Source organism: Paraburkholderia lacunae (assembly GCF_003353175.1).
Taxonomy (GTDB): Bacteria; Pseudomonadota; Gammaproteobacteria; order Burkholderiales; family Burkholderiaceae; genus Paraburkholderia; species Paraburkholderia lacunae.
In genome coordinates, this window is sequence record NZ_QHKS01000001.1 from 295,342 (window position 1) to 314,705 (window position 19,364).

At 64.7% G+C, this 19,364-nt stretch carries 16 protein-coding genes; 7 read left to right on the forward strand and 9 right to left on the reverse strand.

The features are described 5' to 3' along the window. Window positions 1-48: 48 nt before the first annotated feature. Genes DLM46_RS01415 through DLM46_RS01425 form a run of 3 tightly spaced genes read left to right on the forward strand, consistent with a single transcriptional unit; the run spans window position 49 to window position 2,739 of the window. Window positions 49-1,008 (forward strand): metal ABC transporter solute-binding protein, encoded by a 960-nt coding sequence (locus tag DLM46_RS01415; RefSeq protein WP_115099256.1) that lies wholly within the window; start codon window positions 49-51, stop codon window positions 1,006-1,008. Further along, window positions 1,005-1,964: an ABC transporter ATP-binding protein gene (locus DLM46_RS01420; RefSeq protein WP_208866225.1), complete on the forward strand. Its 960-nt coding sequence runs from the start codon at window positions 1,005-1,007 to the stop codon at window positions 1,962-1,964. The genes DLM46_RS01415 and DLM46_RS01420 overlap by 4 nt, the downstream gene beginning before the upstream one ends. After that, complete coding sequence (locus DLM46_RS01425) at window positions 1,957-2,739, forward strand: metal ABC transporter permease (protein ID WP_115099257.1); 783 nt, start codon at window positions 1,957-1,959, stop codon at window positions 2,737-2,739. Before DLM46_RS01420 ends, DLM46_RS01425 begins: the two co-directional genes overlap by 8 nt. A 211-nt stretch (window positions 2,740-2,950) precedes the next feature. Here the strand turns inward: DLM46_RS01425 and DLM46_RS01430 are convergent, their stop codons facing one another. Continuing rightward, the gene (locus DLM46_RS01430; RefSeq protein WP_115098920.1) at window positions 2,951-4,408 is read right to left on the reverse strand and encodes a xylulokinase; all 1,458 of its coding nucleotides are present in this window, start codon (window positions 4,406-4,408) and stop codon (window positions 2,951-2,953) included. A gap of 30 nt (window positions 4,409-4,438) precedes the next feature. Between DLM46_RS01430 and DLM46_RS39255 the strand changes: the two genes are divergently transcribed. Continuing rightward, window positions 4,439-4,594 carry a hypothetical protein gene (locus DLM46_RS39255; protein WP_165847888.1) on the forward strand — a complete coding sequence of 52 codons (156 nt, stop codon included), beginning with the start codon at window positions 4,439-4,441 and terminating at the stop codon, window positions 4,592-4,594. A 228-nt stretch (window positions 4,595-4,822) separates the two neighbouring features. Next, complete coding sequence (locus tag DLM46_RS01435) at window positions 4,823-6,232, forward strand: nucleobase:cation symporter-2 family protein (RefSeq protein WP_165847889.1); 1,410 nt, start codon at window positions 4,823-4,825, stop codon at window positions 6,230-6,232. A gap of 202 nt (window positions 6,233-6,434) precedes the next feature. On the opposite strand, the gene DLM46_RS01445 is transcribed toward DLM46_RS01435, so the two are convergent. From DLM46_RS01445 to DLM46_RS01455, 3 genes are read right to left on the reverse strand one after another with little or no spacing between them, the layout of a single operon-like run. Continuing rightward, window positions 6,435-7,985, reverse strand: a complete 1,551-nt coding sequence (locus tag DLM46_RS01445; RefSeq protein WP_115098923.1) for an efflux transporter outer membrane subunit — start codon at window positions 7,983-7,985, stop codon at window positions 6,435-6,437. 1 nt (window position 7,986) lies between these two features. Beyond that, window positions 7,987-11,196: an efflux RND transporter permease subunit gene (locus DLM46_RS01450; RefSeq protein WP_115098924.1), complete on the reverse strand. Its 3,210-nt coding sequence runs from the start codon at window positions 11,194-11,196 to the stop codon at window positions 7,987-7,989. A 15-nt stretch (window positions 11,197-11,211) separates the two neighbouring features. After that, window positions 11,212-12,426 carry an efflux RND transporter periplasmic adaptor subunit gene (locus DLM46_RS01455; RefSeq protein WP_115098925.1) on the reverse strand — a complete coding sequence of 405 codons (1,215 nt, stop codon included), beginning with the start codon at window positions 12,424-12,426 and terminating at the stop codon, window positions 11,212-11,214. 428 nt (window positions 12,427-12,854) lie between these two features. Between DLM46_RS01455 and DLM46_RS01460 the strand changes: the two genes are divergently transcribed. Next, complete coding sequence (locus tag DLM46_RS01460) at window positions 12,855-13,523, forward strand: TetR family transcriptional regulator (protein ID WP_115098926.1); 669 nt, start codon at window positions 12,855-12,857, stop codon at window positions 13,521-13,523. Window positions 13,524-13,641: 118 nt separating this feature from the next. Here the strand turns inward: DLM46_RS01460 and DLM46_RS01465 are convergent, their stop codons facing one another. Continuing rightward, entirely contained in the window at window positions 13,642-14,274 is a 633-nt protein-coding gene (locus tag DLM46_RS01465; protein WP_115098927.1) for a cysteine hydrolase family protein, read from the reverse strand. Between the two features lie 164 nt (window positions 14,275-14,438). On the opposite strand from DLM46_RS01465, the gene DLM46_RS01470 reads away from it, so the two are divergent. Further along, complete coding sequence (locus tag DLM46_RS01470; protein WP_115098928.1) at window positions 14,439-15,434, forward strand: helix-turn-helix domain-containing protein; 996 nt, start codon at window positions 14,439-14,441, stop codon at window positions 15,432-15,434. A 184-nt stretch (window positions 15,435-15,618) separates the two neighbouring features. Here DLM46_RS01470 and DLM46_RS01475 read toward each other — a convergent pair whose 3' ends face one another. The 4 genes from DLM46_RS01475 to DLM46_RS01490 form a co-directional block, all read right to left on the reverse strand. Then, complete coding sequence (locus DLM46_RS01475) at window positions 15,619-16,371, reverse strand: SRPBCC family protein (protein WP_115098929.1); 753 nt, start codon at window positions 16,369-16,371, stop codon at window positions 15,619-15,621. A gap of 33 nt (window positions 16,372-16,404) precedes the next feature. Further along, window positions 16,405-16,809 carry a DUF427 domain-containing protein gene (locus DLM46_RS01480; protein WP_115098930.1) on the reverse strand — a complete coding sequence of 135 codons (405 nt, stop codon included), beginning with the start codon at window positions 16,807-16,809 and terminating at the stop codon, window positions 16,405-16,407. 152 nt (window positions 16,810-16,961) lie between these two features. Next, window positions 16,962-17,459: a carboxypeptidase regulatory-like domain-containing protein gene (locus DLM46_RS01485; RefSeq protein WP_115098931.1), complete on the reverse strand. Its 498-nt coding sequence runs from the start codon at window positions 17,457-17,459 to the stop codon at window positions 16,962-16,964. A gap of 331 nt (window positions 17,460-17,790) precedes the next feature. Then, window positions 17,791-19,296, reverse strand: a complete 1,506-nt coding sequence (locus DLM46_RS01490; RefSeq protein WP_115098932.1) for a DegQ family serine endoprotease — start codon at window positions 19,294-19,296, stop codon at window positions 17,791-17,793. Between the last annotated feature and the right edge of the window lie 68 nt (window positions 19,297-19,364).

Consider the following 19,364-nt stretch of genomic DNA (forward strand, 5'->3'; position numbering starts at 1 on the left):
TTCCTGACGTTGGTGGTTCATTCAACTCTCACGCAAAAGGGAACAACGATGAAAATAATCGGCTCGATGTGGACCGAGGCGCGCCGTGCGCTGAAGCTGTCGACGTACGTGGCCGCGGGCGCTGCCGCACTGGCGCTCGGTCATGGCGCGCTCGCCGCGGAGGCGAAAATCCCGGTGGTCGCGGCGGAAAATTTCTACGGCGATGTGGTGCAGCAACTGGGCGGCGACCGGGTCGAGGTAACCAGCATCCTCAGCAATCCGGATCAGGACCCGCATCTATTCGAGGCCAGCCCGAAGACCGCGCGCGCGTTGCAGCATGCCAGCCTCGTGGTCTACAACGGCGCCGATTACGATCCGTGGATGGCCAAACTGCTGGCCGCCTCGAAGAGCGCGAAGCGCACCACGATCGTCGCCGCCGAGATCGTCGGCAAGAAAAGCGGCGACAATCCGCACCTCTGGTACGAACCGTCGACCATGCCGGCGGTGGCGCGCGCAGTGAGCGCGGCGCTCGTCGCGGCTGACCCGGCGCACAAGTCGGCGTACGATGCGAACCTCGCGAAGTTTCTCGATTCGCTCAAACCGATCGACGCCAAGGTCGCCGAGCTGCATGGCCGCTATGCGGGCGTGCCGGCGACGGCGACCGAGCCGGTGTTCGGCTATATGTCGGACGCAGTGGGCCTGACGATGCGCAATCTGCACTTCCAGATGGCGACGATGAACAACACCGAAGCAAGCGCGGCCGATATCGCCGCGTTCGAACGCGATCTGCGCGAAAAACGCGTGCGCGTTCTGATCTATAACAGCCAGGCAACCGAGGCCCTGACCAAACGCATGTTGAAGCTCGCGCAGCAATCGAAGGTGCCGACCATGAGCGTCACCGAAACCGAACCGGCCGGCAAGACCTATCAGACGTGGATGCTGACGCAGCTCGACGGGCTCTCCAAGGCGCTGGCCGCGGGCGAGGCCGGCAGCGCGAGTGCCTCCGCCACCAAAGGAAAAACGCAATGAATGCAACTGGCCGCAGCGCGCCAGCCCATCCACCTGCCAATGCACCAGGCCATGCGCGGGGCGGCGCGCCCGTGCTCGAACTCGAGCACGTGACGCTCGAACTCGGCGGTCGCGTGATTCTGCGCGACACCGGTTTCGTGGTGAACCAGGGCGAATTCATTGGCGTGCTCGGGCCGAACGGCGCGGGCAAGACGACGCTGATGCGCGCCGTGCTCGGCCTCGTACCGGCGGTCGGCGGCGCGATTCGCGTGCTGGGGCAGCCGGTCGAGCGCGGCAACGCGTCGATCGGCTATATGCCGCAAACGCGCAGCGCGCTCGCCGGGCGCCGCGTGCGTGGCCGCGATTTCGTCGCGATGGCCGCGGACGGACACCGCTGGGGCCTGCCGCATGCTGACAGCAAAACCCGCGCGGATGTCGAGCGCGTGCTGGATCTGGTCGACGGGCGCGAGCTGGCGGAACGGCCGTTGTCGGAACTGTCGGGCGGCGAGCGTCAGCGCTTGCTGCTTGCGCAATGTCTGCTGGGCAATCCCAAACTGCTGCTGCTCGATGAACCGCTGATCAGCCTCGATCCGCATCATCAGAAGAGCGTGGTCGAACTGGTGCGGCGCGTGCAACTGGAACTCGGCATCGCCGTGCTGTTTTCAGCGCACGAACTGAATCCGCTTCTGAACTCGCTCGATCGCGTGCTGTATCTCGGCAGCGGTGTCGCCGCGCTCGGCACCGTCGATGAAGTGATTACCAGGCCGGTGCTGTCTCGCCTGTACGGTTCGCCGATCGACGTGATGCGCGTGAACGGCCGCATCTTCGTGATGTCGGGCGACGTCGAAGTCGAGAAGCACGATCACGAGCACGAACAGGACGAGAACGGCGGCCACGCGCATTCGCATGCCCATGGCCACGCTCATGGTCACTCAAACCGGCACGACTCAGGCGACGGACACACACACGATGTTTGAATACGATTTCATGGTGAACGCGTTCGCGGCGTCGGGGATTGTCGCGGTGCTGTCCGGGGTGGTCGGCTATTTTCTAGTGATGCGCGGACAGACCTTTGCGGGCCACGCGCTGTCGCACGTCGGCTTCACCGGCGCGACCGGAGCGGTTCTGATCGGCATCTCGCCGATCTGGGGGATGGTCGGCTTCACGCTGGCCGCGGGCGTCGGCATGGGCGCGCTGGGCGAGCGGCTCGCCGGACGCGATGTGGCGATCGGCGTGATCCTGTCGCTGTCGCTCGGCTTCGGTTTGCTGTTCCTGCACTTCTTCACCGCCTACGCGACGCAAGTCACCGCGCTCCTGTTCGGCAATGTGCTCGGCGTGAACGCGTCGACGCTCGGCGTGCTCGCGGGTCTGGGCGTGGTCAGTTTGCTGGCGCTCGCGGCGATCATGCGGCCGCTGTTATTCGCTTCGTTGCAACCGGAATTAGCCGAAGCCAAAGGGGTGTCGTTGCGTCTGGTGTCGGTGCTGTTTCTGGCGATCGCGGCGCTGGCGGTGGCCGCGTGTACGCAGATCGTGGGCGTGCTGCTTGTGTTCACGCTGATGGTCGGCCCGGCCGCCGCGGCGCAAAACATGTCGACGCGGCTCTCGACCGGTCTCGTGCTCGCCGCCGTGTTCGCGCTGGTGCAGGCGTGGCTGGGTCTGACGCTGGCGTTCTATACCGACTGGCCGACGAGCTTCTGGATCACCGTGCTGTCGGCGGTGGTGTATGGCGGGAGTTTGCTGGGGCGGCGCTGAATCGCGCTCGTGGTCATAGCGGCGGCACGCTGACATGCCGTCGCTATCGTTGCGCAGCATGTCAGCCGAGCAGCACCTTCGCGTGATGCGCGATGTGATCTTCGATGAAGGATTGCTGCTTGGGTCTTCATCGTGAGAGCTCGACGGAGTCTGTGAATGCGTGGCGCGTCATGGCGGACTGTCTCGCGGGCGCTCAGTCACCGGCATCCGGTCACGGGCAGCCGGTTTCACCGAACCAGGTTTCGACGCGGCCATAAAGATCGAGAAAGCGCGCGTAACGTCCGGCAAGCGCCGCATCGCCTCGCGGACCGGCGACACGCGTCGCGCCCGGAGCAAGTCCCGCAAGATCGCCCGCATGCCAGTGGCCGCTCGCCAGGCCGCCGAGCATCGCCGCGCCACGCGGTGCCGCGTTCGGGCAATCGACTGCATACAACTCGACGTTCAGCGCGTCGGCGAGCAACTGCCGCCAGCGCGCATCGACGGAACCGCCGCCGGCCAGCTTCAAGGCGTTGACCGGCGCGCCACTCCGACGAATCGCATCGAGCCCGGCGCGCAGCGAGAACGCGACGCCTTCGAAGGCCGCTCGCATCATCGTGCCGCGCGTGTGGTCGAGTGCTAGGCCGAGCCACCCGCCGCGCGCCGCGGGATTGAGCCAGGGCGTACGCTCGCCGGTGAGGTACGGCAGAAACGTGAGCCCTGTTGCCGCGGCGCCGGTGTCGCCAGATGCATCACCGAACGCGTCCCCGAATGCGTCCCGATAGGCATCGGCCCATTCATACGACAGCCACCCGCGCACACGTTCGAGCGCGACGCCGACGTTTTGCATCGCCGCCATCCGATACCAGTGATCGCTCGCCGCGCGATAACGATGCAGACCTCTCGCCGCGCCGGGCGTGTGTTCCGCGAGCACGACGATCTGTCCGCCGGTGCCGGTGGTGAGCAGCGCATCGCCGTCGCGAGCAAGACCGCTGCCGAGCGCCGCACATGGCGTATCGGCGGCGCCGGTGGCGAGCACGATACCGGCGCGCAGACCGAGCGCTTGCGCGGCCTGCTCTGACAACACGCCGCCCGCCGCATACGAGGGAGCCAACGGCGCAAACCATTCATGCGGCAATCCGAGCCGCTCGAGCAACGCGCGATCCCACACGCCTGCGGGATCGGCGAGCGCGGTCGCGCAGGCATCGGACGGATCGGTCGCAACCACGCCGCCCAATGCGACGCGCAGCCAGTCCTTCGGTTGCAATGCCCAGCGCGTCTTATGCGCGGACTGCGGTTCATGCTGCACGATCCAGCGCAGCAGCGGACCGGCCATGCCGGGCGCAACCGGATTGGGTTGCGGCTCGGGCCATAGGTCGAGCAACGCCAGTGCACGCGTGTCGGGCCAGAGCATCGCGGGGCGCACCGCTTCGCCATCGGCGCCGATCAAAACGACGCCGTGCATCTGTCCGGAGAAGCCGATCGCGCGAACCTCGCGGCGCAGCCCGGCGGGCAAGTGCGCCGCCGCTTCGCACAGTGCGCGCCACCAGGTTTGCACCGACGTTTCCGCCCAACCCGGATGCGGCGTATCGAGCGCATAAGCGACGCTTGCCGCCGCTTGCTCGCGGCCATTTTCGTCGACGATTGCTACTTTGAGGGAGCCGGTGCCGAGATCGATGCCAAGAAAACTCATGAGCGAAAAAACGCCAGGTTGGGCAGGGGAATGAGCACGCAGAAGGTGCCGGGCATGCTGCATTTTCCATCATCGCAGGCCCGCTCCGGAAGCGCGCCCGAACTCGCGCGCAAAACCGCGATTCGCGGGTTAACCCCGCCACGCCGCGAGCCGCACGAAAACGGCATTATGCGTAAAGCCGGATAGACCCCATTGATTCTCACACATATCCCATTGCGTCGGGCGACGCCGCGCGCCACCGCTGCATAGGGCTTGCCGACGTTTTACGCGCTGTGCGCATTTCTTTCGGCGCTCAAACGGCCCTCACGCATATCGTCGCCGGGAAGACCGGAATAGGCCCCAGTGGTCTTGTTGCACTTTTTCGTTCCGCATACCTTGGAGCCATCCCAAAACGAGAAAGTGGAGAGAGACAATATGCAATCGAACACGGTTCACCCGTGCGACGAACGGCTGCCCGCGGGCCAGTTGCTCACGCTCGGCATTCAGCACGTTCTGGTGATGTACGCAGGCGCGGTTGCGGTGCCGCTGATCATCGGCGCGGCGCTCAACCTGCCGAAAGACCAGATCGCGTTCCTGATCAGCGCCGATCTCTTTTCCTGCGGCATCGCCACGCTGATTCAGACGCTCGGGCTGTGGATCTTCGGCATCCGTCTGCCGGTCATCATGGGCTGCACGTTCGCCGCCGTCGGTCCGATGGTCGCGATCGGCACCAATCCTTCACTCGGCATTCTCGACATCTTCGGCTCGACGATCGCGGCGGGCGTGGTCGGCATCATCCTCGCGCCCGCGATCGGCAAACTGCTGCGCTTCTTCCCGCCGGTCGTGGTCGGCGTGGTGATCTCGGTGATCGGCCTGTCGCTGATGGAGGTGGGCATCAACTGGGCGGCAGGCGGGCTCGGCAATCCTGATTACGGCAATCCGATCTATCTGGGCCTGGCACTGGTCGTGCTGATGCTCATTCTGTTGATCAACAAGTTCGCCAAGGGCTTTATCGCCAACATCTCGGTGCTGCTGGGCATCGTGGCAGGCTTCGTGATTGCGCTGGCGCTCGGCCGCGTCAACATGGACGGCGTCACGCACGCACCGTGGGTCGGCTTCGTGATGCCGTTCCACTTCGGCCTGCCGCATTTCGATCCGCTCTCGATCGCGACGATGGTCACCGTGATGTTCGTCACCTTCATCGAATCGACCGGCATGTTCCTCGCGGTCGGCGACATGGTCGATCGTCCAGTCGATCAGACGACGCTGGTGCGCGGGCTGCGCGTCGACGGGCTCGGCACGCTGATCGGCGGCATCTTCAACTCATTCCCGCATACTTCATTCTCGCAAAACGTCGGCCTGATCGGCGTGACGGGCGTGAAGAGCCGCTTTGTGTGCGCGATGGGCGGCGTGATCCTGGTGCTGCTGGGTCTGTTCCCGAAGATGGCGCAGGTGGTGGCGTCGGTGCCTGCCTTCGTGCTCGGCGGCGCGGGCATCGTGATGTTCGGCATGGTCGCGGCGAACGGCATCAAGGTGCTGTCGAAGGTCGACTTCGTGAAGAACCACCACAACCTGTTCATCGTCGCGGTGAGCATCGGTCTGGGTCTGGTGCCGGTGGTGTCGCCGCACTTTTTCTCGAAGCTGCCGCCTGCGCTGTCGCCGCTCCTGCATAGCGGGATCTTGCTGGCATCGGTGTCGGCGGTCGTGCTGAACCTGATCTTCAACGGTGTCAGGAGCGCGAAGAAAGCGACGAGCGACATTCGCCGGGCAGGACATGATTTCGACGGACGCGGCGGCCATGAACCGCAGCGCGACGAGATACTGCGTGCGGCGGACTTGCATTGAGTGTCAATAGCCAGCGCCGCACAAACGAGCGCGGCGCAGCGGAAAAAAAACGCCACGGCATACTGAACTGCACCCCAAATCGTTGGACGGGTGTCCAACTTTGCGGGGTCAGTTCATGCCGTGGCGTTTTTTTTTGTTGCTGGCTGCGTGAGGCGGCTTCCCTGCAACAGAAACCCGCCCCGCGCGCCGGCTGCTACGAGCCTTAACCCGCGCTTGCTGCCGAAGCCGCCACCGGTGCGCTTGCCGCGCCATAATCGACCGGTGCATCGGCGGGACGCGGCTGCTCGCCGGCCCGTTCGATCCAGCCGCCGCCCAGCGCCTGATACAGCGTGACCAGGTTCTGCAGACGCTGCATCCGCGCGGTAACCAACAACTGCTGCGACGAATACAGATCGGTCTGCGCGGTCAGCACCGACAGATAGCTGTCGACGCCGTTCGTATAACGCAGATTCGACAGATCCAGCCGGCGCTGTTCGGCAAAGGTATTGCGCTCCAGCGCCTGGATCTGCTGATCGTACGTGCCGCGCGCCGCCAGTCCGTCCGCCACTTCGCGGAAGGCCGTCTGGATTGCCTTTTCGTACGTGGCGATCTGGATGTTCTTCTGCACGTGGGCGAGATCGAGATTGGCCTTGTTCTGGCCGCCTTCGAAGATCGGCAGCGTGATCGACGGCGCGAAGCTCCAGGCCGCCGAACCCGGCTTGAACAGACCGCCGAGCGTGGGGCTGAGCGTGCCGAAACTGCCGGTCAGCGAGACCTTCGGGAAGAACGCCGCACGTGCCGCACCGATGTTCGCGTTAGCCGCGAGCAGATTCTCCTCGGCTTCGGCGATGTCTGGCCGACGCGTCAGCAGATCGGACGGCAAGCCCGCCGGAATATCCGTGAGGAGATTCTGGTTGTCCAGCGTCGAGCCCGGCGGCAGATCGGCCGGCAACGGCTCGCCCACCAGCAGCACCAGCGCGTTTTCAGCCTGAGCCCGCAGACGCGCCTGCGACTGCAGGTTCGCGTTGGCCTGCTCGACCACCGTTTGCGACTGCCGCAAATCGAGTTCCGAACCGGTGCCGGTATCGAATTGCAGCTTGGTGATCCGGTACGACTCCTGCGCGGTCTTCAGCGTGCCCTGCGTGACTTTCAGCAGATCGTCCAGCTCGAGCACCGTCAGGTACTGATTCGCCACCTGCGACACCAGCGAGATTTCCGCCGCCTTGCGCGCTTGAGCGGTAGCCAGATACTGAGCCAGCGCCTGGTCCTTCAGGCTCTGGATCCGCCCGAAGAAGTCGATTTCCCACGATGCGTTCAGACCGACCGAGTAGGAGTTGGAGATCGTCACGCCAGTCGCCGTGAGATCTTTCGGCGTGCGCTGTCTGGTTTGCGACGCCGCCGCGTTGAGCGTCGGGAACAGCGCCGCGCGGGCGATCTGATACTGCGCCTGCGACGCCTGAATATTCAGCACCGACACGCGCAGATCGCGGTTGTTCTTCAGCGCGATTTCGATCAGCCGCTGCAAACGCGCGTCGACGAAGAAATCACGCCAGCCGATGTCGGCGGCGGCCTGGCCATTCGCGCTGCGCGCGGCGCCCGATGCACCAGGCTGCCCCGTCGTGACCGGCTGGGTCGCGCCCGGCTGCGTCTCGTACACGCCGCCGGCCGGGAAGGCCCCCGGCACGGGCGCGGCCGGACGCTCGTACTTCGGCGCCATCGTGCAACCCGCGGCGAGGAACGCGACCGCCACTGCAATCAAAGAGTGTTTTTGCATCTCAATGTCCGTCCTTGCCCGAGCCGTCACCAGCCGATCCGCCACCCTGCGGATCATGCGGATGGTGCTGGTTGTAATGTGCGAGCGCCGCATCCGGGTCTTCCTTCTCACCGCCGAATTTCGCGCGGATCACGACGAAGAACATCGGGATCATGAAAATCGCGAGGAAGGTCGCCGTCAACATCCCGCCGATCACGCCGGTACCGATCGCGTGCTGGCTGGCCGAACCCGCGCCGTTACTGATCGCGAGCGGCATCACGCCGAGAATGAACGCGAGCGAGGTCATCAGAATCGGGCGCAACCGCAAGCGCGCCGCTTCCAGCGCGGCCTCGATCGGCCCCATGCCTTCGCTCTGCTGCAGCTCGCGGGCGAATTCCACGATCAGGATCGCGTTCTTCGCCGACAGCCCCACCGTGGTCAGCAGACCCACCTGGAAGAACACGTCGTTCTCGAGCCCGCGCAGCGTGGCGGCCAGCAACGCCCCCAGCACGCCGAGCGGCACCACCATGATCACCGAGAACGGGATCGACCAGCTTTCATACAGCGCGGCGAGACACAGGAACACGACGAGGATCGAGATGCCGTACAGAATCGGCGCCTGCGAACCGGACTGGCGTTCCTGCAGCGACAGACCCGTCCATTCGTAGCCGATACCCGCGGGCAGCTTCGCCGCGATCGCTTCCATGGCCGACATCGCCTGACCGGTACTCTTGCCAGCGGCAGCGGCGCCCTGGATTTCGACCGCGGAAATGCCGTTGTAGCGTTCGAGCTTCGGCGAACCGTAGGTCCAGATGCCCGAAGCGAACGAGCTGAGCGGCGCCATTCCGCCCGCAGCGTTGCGCACGTACCAGTTGCCCAGGTCTTCCGGATTCATCCGAAACGGCGCGTCGCCCTGCACGTACACCTTCTTGATCCGACCGTCTGTATCGAGGAAGTTGTTGATGTACTGCGAGGCCCACGCGATCGAGAACGTCTGGTCGATCGCCGACAGCGACACACCCAGCGCAGACGCCTTTTCGTGATCGATCGAGATCTTGAACTGCGGCGTATCGTTCAGGCCGTTCGGACGCACGAGTGCCAGCGACGGATCCTTCGACGCCATGCCGAGCAGCATGTTGCGCGCTTCCATCAGCTTCGCGTGGCCCAGACCGCTACGGTCCTGCAACTCGAAGTCGAAGCCCGACGCCGTGCCCAGTTCCGGAATGGACGGCGGATTCACCGGATACACCAGCGCATCCTTGTACGACGAGAAGTGCATGAACATCCGGCCGATCAGCGCCTGGACCTTCTGGTTCGCATGCTGGCGCTGCGCGTAGTCCTTCAGCTTCACGAACACGAGACCGGCATTCTGGCCACGGCCTGCGAAGCTGAAGCCGTTCACCGTGAACGCCGATTCGACGATGTCCTTTTCCTGCGTCAGCACGTAGTCCGAGATGTCCTGGAGGGCGTGAGCCGTGCGCTCCTGAGTCGAGCCGGCCGGCGTTTGCACCATCACGAACATGATCCCCTGGTCTTCATCCGGGAGGAACGACTTCGGCAGCCGCACGAACAGCATGCCCACCGCGACGATCACCACCAGGTAGATGATGAGCCAGCGGCCCGAGCGCTTGATCACGTGGTGCACGCCCGAGTGATACTTGTCGCGGCTCGTTTCGAAAGTCCGGTTGAACCAGCCGAAGAATCCCTTCTTCTCTTCGTGATGACCCTGCGGGATCGGCTTGAGGATCGTCGCGCACAGCGCCGGCGTAAGAATCAGCGCGACCAGCACCGACAGCACCATCGCCGCCACGATCGTCAGCGAGAACTGCCGGTAGATCGCCCCGACCGAGCCGCTCGAGAACGCGACCGGCACGAACACCGCCGACAGCACCAGCGCCACGCCGACCAGCGCACCGGTGATCTGGCCCATCGCCTTGCGGGTTGCGTCGCGTGGCGACAAGCCCTCTTCGGCCATCACCCGCTCGACGTTCTCCACCACCACGATCGCATCGTCCACCAGCAGGCCGATGGCCAGCACGAGACCGAACATCGACAGCGTGTTGATCGAGAAACCCACCACGCTCATGACCGCAAACGTACCCAGCAGCACCACCGGCACGGCGATCGTCGGAATCAGCGTCGCGCGCAGGTTCTGCAGGAACAGATACATCACGAGGAACACGAGCACGATACCTTCGAGCAGCGTCTTCACCACGTCTTCGATCGACAGGCGCACGAACGGCGTCGTGTCATACGGGTACTTCACGACGAGGCCGTGCGGGAAATACTTCGACAGCTCGTCGATCTTCGTCTTCACGTTCTTCGCGGTCTGCAGCGCATTGGCGCCCGTCGCGAGCTGAATGCCGAGACCGGCGGTCGGCTTACCGTTGTAGTGCGTGTCGAAGTTGTAGTTTTCACCGCCCAGCTCGATGCGCGCGACGTCCTTGATGCGCACCTGCGAGCCGTCCTGGTTCACCTTCAGCAGCACGTTGCCGAACTGCTCAGGCGTATTGCGCAGCGTCGCCTCGGTGATGGTCGCCTGCAGCATCTGGCCCGGCACCGAAGGCGTGCCGCCGAGCGAGCCGCCCGCCACCTGGACGTTCTGCGCCTGCAGCGCGGTCTGGACATCGACCGGCGTCAGACCGAAGTTGTTCAGCTTCACCGGGTCGAGCCAGATCCGCATCGCGTACTGCGTGCCGAACAGCGTCACGGTGCCCACGCCGTCGAGACGGCTGATCGCGTCCTTGACGTTCGACGCCACGTAGTTCGAGAGGTCGATCTTGTTCATGCTGCCGTCTTCGGAATTGAACGCCAGCACGAGCAGGAAGCTGCTGCTCGACTTCGTGACGTTGATCCCTTGCTGCTGCACGATTGTCGGCAGAAGCGGCGTGGCGAGCTGCAGCTTGTTCTGCACCTGAACCTGGGCGATGTCCGGATTCGTGCCGGCCGCGAACGTCAGCGTGATGGTCGCCGTACCGGAGTCGTCCGAGGTGGACGACAGGTACAGCAGGTGGTCGAGGCCGCTCATCTGTTGCTCGATCACCTGCGTGACGGTGTCTTCCACCGTCTTCGCCGACGCGCCCGGATACACGGCGCTGATCTGCACCGCCGGCGGAGCGATGGTCGGGTATTGCGCGATCGGCAAGCTGAAGATCGACGCGATGCCCGCGAGCATCAGAATGATGGCGATCACCCATGCAAAAATCGGGCGATCAATAAAGAACTTTGCCATGTAACAGGCTCCCTGTTATTGCGCGGCCGATGCAGCGGAGGCCGGCTGGGCGCCGCTTGCCGGCGGCGCGCCTGCGGCCGCAGTGCCGGAAGCAGGCAGTTGCGCCGGAACCGTCTTGACCGTCATCCCCGGACGCACCTTGTCGGTGCCGAGCACGATCACGCGGTCACCCGGGTTCAGGCCGCTTTCGACCACCCAGTTGGCACCGTACGTCGACGACGTGACCAGCTGGCGCACGGCGACCTTGTTGTCCTGACCGACCACGAGCGCGGTGGGCTGGCCCTTCGGATCGTGCGTAATGCCCGTTTGCGGCACGACGATCGCGCGGTCGTTCACGCCTTCGTCGATGCGCGCGCGCACGAACATGCCTGGCAGCAGCACGCGGTCCTTGTTCTGGAAGATCGCGCGGATCGTGACCGAACCGGTGCCCTGGTCGACCGTCACGTCGGTGAACTGCAGCTTGCCCTGCTCCGAATAGGTGCGGCCGTCTTCAAGAATCAGCGTGACCTTCGCGGCATCCGGCCCGTTCGTCTTCAGGCGGCCTTCCTGCACCTGGCGGCGCAGCTTGAGGCCGTCGAGGCTCGATTGCGTGAGGTCGACATAAACCGGGTCGAGTTGCTGGACCGTCGACATCAGCGTGGCCGCGCTCGCTTGCACATACGCGCCCGGCGTGACCTGAGAGATGCCGACCTGGCCGGTCACCGGCGAGACGACATCCGTATAGCCGAGGTTGATCTGCGCCGTGTCGACCGCGGCCTTGCCGGCGGCTACGTCAGCCGCGGCCTGGCCTTGCGAGGCAACCGCGTTGTCGTAGTCCTGCTTGCTGACCGCGTTGGCCGCGACCAGCACCTTGTAGCGGTTCGCTTGCGCGGTGGTCGACACGAGGTTGGCCTGCGCCTTGGCAAGCGTCGCCTTCGCGTTGTTCAACGTCGCGATGTACGGCGCCGGATCGATCTTGTACAGACGCTGGCCGGCCTTGACCTGGCTGCCTTCGGTGAACTCGCGGCGCAGCACGATGCCGTCGACCCGTGCACGCACTTGCGCGACGAGGAACGCGCTGGTGCGGCCGGGCAATTCAGTGACGACGGGCACCGTCGTCGGCTGGACGGTGACGATGCCCACTTCGGGCGTTTGTTGCGGCGGGGCCGATTGTTTTGGTCCGCACGCTGCCAGCAATACGGCAGCCGTCGCGGCACTGATTAAGCGGAATGGAACCCGTTCGACGCGCATGGAGCGACCTCTGTCAATGACTGAGAATGAAAAAGTGCGCGCATCCCTACCCCGAGGACGACAGCGCAACATGCGTCTTGCGACGCCGGACCGGAAACCCATGGATGCAAACCGAACCTGCAGGGGCATCCTGAGAGAAATGCGCCATACCGGGGAAATGCCGCACGACGCCGCCCGTCCGGGCACGGCGCAAGAACGTTTTGAAAGGCAACAGTGACGGATATTAACTGGTCGTCACTGCTTGGGCCATCCGATCGTGGGATGCTATTATATATACATTCACGAATGCATGTAAAAGTGCGTTTGTATCTCTTGCGGGCGGGGCTCTGCAAGATCGACTCACAAAACGGTTAACTCAAGACAGATTGTCATCGAGCGTACTTAAAACCGCTCGGGAAAACCCCACAATCACGAAAGATCACACCAACATGGTCAGAAGAACCAAAGAAGAGGCACAGGAGACGCGCAACAGCATTCTCGACGCGGCCGAACGGGTATTCTTCGAGAAGGGTGTATCGCGCACGTCGCTGGCCGACATTGCGCAAGCCGCCGGTGTCACGCGCGGCGCGATTTATTGGCATTTCGCGCACAAAGGCGATCTGTTTACCGAGATGTTCGACCGCGTGCTGTTGCCGCTGGACGAGCTCAAGGCCGCCTCGCAAGACCCCAATGAGCCCGACCCGCTCGGGCGTCTGATGGAAATCTGCACGGTCTGTGTGCGCGACACCGCGAACGACCCGCGCCGCCGGCGCGTGTTCGACATCCTGTTTCTCAAATGCGAGTTCGTCGAAGACATGGGCCCGGTGATGGCCCGGTATCAGACCAACATGCGCGAAGGGCTCACGAAAGTCGAAACCGGTCTGCGCAACGCGATCTCCAAAGGGCAAATGCCGGCCGATCTCGACACGAAGCTGGCGGCGTCGATGGTGCATGCGTTCGTCGGCGGTGCGCTGCGCGACATGCTATTCCTGCCCGATGCCACCGATTTCGCCGCGCAAGCGGAGCAGATGGTCGAAGGGATGTTCGACGCACTGCGGCTGAGCCCGGCGCTGCGCAAGGACTACGCGGCGCGGCGCTCCGATCGGGCAGCGAACTAGATAGAGGCGGCGGACCCAAGGCAGCGGGCGGGTGCGCATTCACGCAACCCGCCCGCTGCCGTTTACGCGTGCCTACGCGTGCCGCTATGCGGGTGCCGCTATAGGACGAGTTACCGCTTCACGCCGCCGCCTGGCTGGCGCGCGCCTTCTGGTTCGAGGCGTAGATGTTGCTGCGTTCGAGCGGCGACCCGCCCTTCACTGCCGCGATCCATTGCTCCGTGCTCGCCACCGCCGCGAAGCGTGACTGCAGCACGACGCTGAATACTCGATGAATGTCCTGCGCGCTCGCGAAGCCCGCACTGTTTTCGTACGGCACCGAGCCCGTCGCGTCGTGCAGGAATTCGACCGCGAAACCCATGTGCAATGCGTGATTAATGGTCGAGGCGTCGCAGTTGTGTGTCATGTAGCCGACTACTGTCAGTGTGTCGATCTGCTGCGCGGCGAGCCAGTCAGCCAGATCGGTCCCGGTGAAGGCGCTCGGCAGCGACTTCTCCACGTAGTGATCGCGAGCGCGCGTGCCCACCAGCGGATGCAGTTCTGCGCCGTCGCTGCCGCGCGCGAACAGCGGCGAGGTGGCGGGCGCGAAGTTTTGCACGACCACCGCCGGCACGCCGGCGGCACGCGCCGCATCCATCGCGCGGCCGATGTTGGCGAGCGAGGTTTGCACATCTGGGTATTCGATTGGCAGATCGCCCGTCACGTATTCGTTCTGCACGTCGATGACGATCAGCGCGCGGCGTGGTGTGGTCATGGCAAGACTCCTGTCAGATAAGGCTCGCGCTGCGTGGCCCGGGATGGGCGCTGAACCCGCAGCGGCGATGACGGTATTGTTCGCCTGCCGCAGTCTTACGGACAGCGACCCGAATGACAAGATTCGCTAAGATTGGGCCATCGTTGAATTGAATGGGGTGATAGATGACGGCACCGATCTCTTCTTCAGCCGACGCGGCCACCGCGCCTCGCCACATCGTCGCGGTGGTCGCGTTCAACCGCATCAGCCCGTTCCATCTTTCGGTGCCTTGTGTCGTCTTCGGCGAGGACCGTAGCGGGGGCGGCTTGCCCGACTTCGATTTCCGCGTGTGCGCGGCTGAGACGGGCGCGCTGACCACCACCGCCGGCTTCTCGATCGCCGTCACACATGGGCTCGAAGCGCTCGCCGACGCGCAGACGATCGTCGTGCCGAGCTGGCGCGATCCGGACGAAGTGCCACCCGCTGCCCTGCTCGATGCACTGCGGGCCGCGCATGCACGTGGCGCGCAGCTGGTCGGTTTGTGTCTTGGCGCGTTCGTGCTGGCCGCCGCAGGCATTCTCGACGAGCGGCCGGCGACCACCCACTGGGCGTGGGCCGACGATTTCGCGCGCCGCTATCCGCGCGTGCGCCTCGACCCCGACGTGCTCTACGTCGACGACGGCAACGTGCTGACCTCGGCGGGCACTGCCGCCGGACTCGACTGCTGTCTGCACGTGCTGCGCAAGATGTGCGGCGCGCAGGCGGCGAACCATGTGGCGCGCCGGCTCGTGGTCCCGCCGCATCGGCAGGGTGGCCAGGCGCAATACATCGAGCAGCCGGTGCCGCCGAACGTACGCGGCGACCGGTTGTCGGGCCTGCTCGATTGGGTCAGCGGAAATCTGGACGCGCCGCACACGCTCGACTCGCTCGCCGGGCGCGCGCTGATGAGCCGCCGCACCTTCACACGGCGCTTCCGTCTTGCCACCGGCACGACCGTCGGCGTTTGGCTGCTGTCGCAACGGCTCGCTCGCGCGCAGCAATTGCTCGAAAGCACGGACGAGTCGGTCGAAGCCATTGCGGCAATCGCGGGCTTTGGCTCGACGGCCTCGTTGCGGCAGCATTTCGCGGAGGCGTTCCGCACTTCGCCGTCGGCTTGGCGGCGCGAGTTTCGCGGCGTGTGAACGCGTGTGTGGACACGCGTCAGAGCCTGCGGGGGCCGCCAAGGCCCCGCGCGGCCAACGGCGTTCGTAGCGAGTCGCAGGAATTTCGTAGTCGCGCCGGCGCGACAGCAACACGGCAACTGCGCGGCAACAGCGCGGCAACAGCGCGGCAGCAAGTTGTCTCGGCCTGCGCTAAACCACGCCGTCAGTGCTCGCTGACCCAGCGCGCGACATAGAGCAGCAGCGCGACCAGAAAAATCATCGCCGCCCACGCCCAGTTCGGGACCGCGTGCGGAGTAGGCTCGCGATGTGAAACGCCGTGCGAGACACCGTGCGAGGCGCTGGCGGCGCGCCCGGTCAGCGTAGTGCCATGATCGGGCGGGCGCGGACGCCGCGCGATGCCGCTGAGATTGATCGGCCGCAAAAAGACGTGCTGACGGCGTGCCGACGAACCGCGCGCGCGGTTCGGCCCTTGCCCATGCTTGGCCCGGACAACCGCGCCGAATTCGGTGAAAAAGTCGTCGGCGAGAAGATGCAGCGCGTTTTCGAGCTGCCGCGTCGGCAACTCGGCGAGCGGCCCGGACGACGTCGCCCAGATCGTGTAATCGATCCGCGTGCCGCGCTCCCTGCCGATGCCGAGCGCGGCATCTTCCGCGCGCAGCCTGACTTCGATCTGTCCGCGCAGCGAGCCGATGCCCTCGGCGCGAGCCTTGAAGTTGATGGTGCGGCGCTGCGCCTCCGCCGGCCCGGAGTCCTGGCCGGCGACATGTGCGCGCGCTTCGTAACGCGCGCGCAAAGGTCCGAGCGGCACCGTCAGAATCAGCGCATATTCGCCGCGGCCAAGCCGCGTGAACGACTCGCAGTTGTCGAGGCTGGCACGTAACAAAGCGAGATCCTGCAACGCCTCCCAAACGTCGGAAGGCGCGACCGGAATCCTCAACGCGTTGTTCAGCTCCATGACAGCCTCCCCGGTGAACGCGCGACTGCGGGATCAGGATGTCTGATCGATACGGTCGACGCGCGATGCGTAAAACGCGAGATACCCTTTGATCTGTTGCACCGCTTCGAGCGGCGTCTCATAGCTCCACACGGCGTTTTCGATCAGGCCGTCTTCGGTGCGCAAATGAAAGTACGAAGCATGGCCCTTGAACGGGCAATGCGAAGTATGCGTGGACCGTTCGAGCCGCGCCATGTTCACGTCGGTGCGCGGAAAATAGAACACGTCCGGCAGACCGGTTTCGGCGAGCGTCAGGGCTGCTTGCGTGTCGGCCATCGTGACGCCGCCGTGAATCACACGAACCCGGTGGTGGTTGCCGGTAATGACGACGGTGTGCCCGCCCGAGCTTGCGCAGGCGCCCGGGCCTGGGGTTCCGCGAGGTGTCAAGGCATCGCTCATGTCTCGGCTCCGTGATGGTGTGCGGCCGTGCAAACAAAAAAGCCGCGGGACGCGCCCGCGGCTTCATTATCGACCAAACTCCAGCCGGTTGTGCGGCCTTCCTGCGCTTCGCCAGACGATCCGCCCGGCCAAAGGTCGGGAAAACCAGGCGATTACTGGGTATTCCAGTAGAACGCAGCCTTGGCGCTGCCTTTAGCCGGGACCGTCACCGCCCTCGACTGGTCGCGATCCTTGTATTGCGCGTGAACGGTGTAGCGGCCCGGACGCAGCTTGAGCAGCATGTACGGCCCGCGCGACGTGGCGCTCAGCACCTCGCCGTCATGGGCGTCGACGACCCGCACGTGGACGTCGGCGAGAAAGTCGGAGCCGGGGCCCGTAAAGCGCAACGACAGCGGCCACTGGTTTTGCGCCTGCTGCAACGCCTTCGATTCGTCGAGACCGACGCCGCCTGACACGAACGATACGTCGCCCTGTTGCTGGATTTGCGGCAGGCCGCCACCGTTGGCGTTGCCGGCGCTGGTTTCATCGGTGGTCGTGCCGCCTGTCACTTCGCTGGCCTGCTGCGCATAAGCGCCGCCCGCCAGACCGAGCGTGAGCGCTGCGCATACCGCAGCGGCGACGATGCTTCGCTGATTGCGTTGGGTTTTCATCGGTTCGCCCCCCTTTTAAGGTTCTCGCCATCCGGTCCCCCTGGAGAGGGCCGGATTGACCCAGAAGACGCAACCTGCATGCCAACAAGCTGGGCGCATCGCGCTCAAGCCGCTGCTACGCCGCGCCGGGTGGCACTTGGCGCGGTTTTCGATGGCGCCTGAAGCGGTAAAAGAAAGCCGGTCTGTTGGCAGTAAGTGCAACAGACCGGCAAGCGTTACTTCACGAACCCTGGCGAATTGGTCGGCGTATTGGCCAGCGAATCGGCCAGAACCCGCGCCAAAACTCCGGGCCAACCATCAGACCAAAAGCAGGCCAAAGTCAGACCAGAAATCAGCCAAGATCGACCGGCACAAAGATCTGCGCATTGTCGCGCTGGATCAGCAACGCGATGCTGTTGCCGGCGCCGGCAATCATCTGCTTCAGCTGATCGACGCTCGTCACCGGACGGCCGTTGACCGCGAGAATCACGTCGCCCGGCTGGATGCCGGCGCTTTCAGCCGCCCCGCCCGATTGCTGCACCAGCAGACCGTGCGAGACCGACGCGCCATTCTTCTCTTCCGGCGTGAGCGGCCGAACCGCCACGCCGAGACGGCCTTGCAACTGCGCCGGCTGATCGGCCTTGTCCGAGGCGACCTTCACATCCGACAGCGAGCCGATGGTCACCTTCAGATCCTTGCTGGCCTTGTCGCGCCACACCTGCACGGTGGCCGAGCTGCCCGGCGCGAGACCCGCGACCTGTGCCGGCAGATCGGCCGAGTCGCTTACCGGCTCGCCGTTCACCGACAGGATCACGTCGCCCGGCTGCAAGCCGGCCTTGGCGGCCGGACCGCCCGGATCGACCGAACTGACGAGCGCGCCTTGCGGCTTGCGCATGCCGAACGAATCGGCGAGCGTCTGGTTCATGCCCTGCACCGCGACGCCGAGACGTCCGCGGCTCACGTGGCCGGTCTTGACGATATCGTCCTTGACCTTGATCGCCTCATTGATCGGGATCGCGAACGAAAGGCCCTGGAAGCCGCCGGTCTGCGAGTAGATCATCGAGTTGATGCCGATCACTTCGCCTTGCAGATTGAACAGCGGACCACCGGAGTTGCCCGGATTGACCGGCACGTCGGTCTGGATGAACGGCGTGTAATTTTCGTTAGGCAGCGAGCGCGACTTCGCGCTGATGATGCCTGAGGTCACGGTGTTATCGAAACCGTAAGGCGAGCCGATCGCGACCACCCACTGCCCGACCTTGCTTTGACGCGGGTCGCCGATCTTCACGGTCGGCAGGTTGCCCGCGTCGATCTTCAACACGGCGACGTCCGACTGCTTGTCGGCGCCGACCACCTTGGCGCGGAATTCGCGCTTGTCGGTCAGCCGCACGGTCACGACGTTCGCGCCGTCCACCACGTGCGCGTTGGTCAGGATATAGCCGTCATTGCTGACGATGAATCCCGAGCCCAGGCTCGCGCTCGGCTGATCCGGCGCATCGCCGCCGTCGCCGCCCTGCATGCCCGGCACGCCGCCGAAGAAGTGCTTGTAGAACTGGTAGAAAGGATCGCTCGGATCGATCGGCAATTGATTGCCGCCGCCACCGTTACCGCGCAGCGCGGCCTGCTTGACCACGTGCTTCGCGCTGATGTTGACGACGGCCGGGCCGTAGGTTTCGACCAGCCCCGAGAAATCGGGAATGCCTGTTTTCGCGGCGGCTTCGGCGGGCATCATCGCGGCTTGCGCCGGCGTGATGACCTGCGGCGCGGGAACGTCGCGATGTCCCGCCACATAACCGGCGGACAGCGCAACGGCGAGCGCGACTGCTATGGCGCTACGGGACAAGGTTTTCGCGTTCATCGTGTACTCCTGACTGGGAGAGAGAGGCTTCTGGATGTCACGAAGCGTACGTGGCATCGCTTAAAGGA

Excerpts from the sequence above, each read along its gene's own strand:
- DLM46_RS01425 (WP_115099257.1), top strand. The coding sequence starts at position 1,957 with ATGTTTGAATACGATTTCATGGTGAACGCGTTCGCGGCGTCGGGGATT.
- DLM46_RS01460 (WP_115098926.1), top strand. The coding sequence starts at position 12,855 with ATGGTCAGAAGAACCAAAGAAGAGGCACAGGAGACGCGCAACAGCATT.
- DLM46_RS01420 (WP_208866225.1), top strand. The coding sequence starts at position 1,005 with ATGAATGCAACTGGCCGCAGCGCGCCAGCCCATCCACCTGCCAATGCA.
- DLM46_RS01475 (WP_115098929.1), bottom strand. The coding sequence starts at position 16,371 with ATGGAGCTGAACAACGCGTTGAGGATTCCGGTCGCGCCTTCCGACGTT.
- DLM46_RS01430 (WP_115098920.1), bottom strand. The coding sequence starts at position 4,408 with ATGAGTTTTCTTGGCATCGATCTCGGCACCGGCTCCCTCAAAGTAGCA.
- DLM46_RS01490 (WP_115098932.1), bottom strand. The coding sequence starts at position 19,296 with ATGAACGCGAAAACCTTGTCCCGTAGCGCCATAGCAGTCGCGCTCGCC.
- DLM46_RS01480 (WP_115098930.1), bottom strand. The coding sequence starts at position 16,809 with ATGAGCGATGCCTTGACACCTCGCGGAACCCCAGGCCCGGGCGCCTGC.
- DLM46_RS39255 (WP_165847888.1), top strand. The coding sequence starts at position 4,439 with ATGAGCACGCAGAAGGTGCCGGGCATGCTGCATTTTCCATCATCGCAG.
- DLM46_RS01450 (WP_115098924.1), bottom strand. The coding sequence starts at position 11,196 with ATGGCAAAGTTCTTTATTGATCGCCCGATTTTTGCATGGGTGATCGCC.
- DLM46_RS01485 (WP_115098931.1), bottom strand. The coding sequence starts at position 17,459 with ATGAAAACCCAACGCAATCAGCGAAGCATCGTCGCCGCTGCGGTATGC.
- DLM46_RS01415 (WP_115099256.1), top strand. The coding sequence starts at position 49 with ATGAAAATAATCGGCTCGATGTGGACCGAGGCGCGCCGTGCGCTGAAG.
- DLM46_RS01465 (WP_115098927.1), bottom strand. The coding sequence starts at position 14,274 with ATGACCACACCACGCCGCGCGCTGATCGTCATCGACGTGCAGAACGAA.
- DLM46_RS01435 (WP_165847889.1), top strand. The coding sequence starts at position 4,823 with ATGCAATCGAACACGGTTCACCCGTGCGACGAACGGCTGCCCGCGGGC.
- DLM46_RS01470 (WP_115098928.1), top strand. The coding sequence starts at position 14,439 with ATGACGGCACCGATCTCTTCTTCAGCCGACGCGGCCACCGCGCCTCGC.
- DLM46_RS01455 (WP_115098925.1), bottom strand. The coding sequence starts at position 12,426 with ATGCGCGTCGAACGGGTTCCATTCCGCTTAATCAGTGCCGCGACGGCT.
- DLM46_RS01445 (WP_115098923.1), bottom strand. The coding sequence starts at position 7,985 with ATGCAAAAACACTCTTTGATTGCAGTGGCGGTCGCGTTCCTCGCCGCG.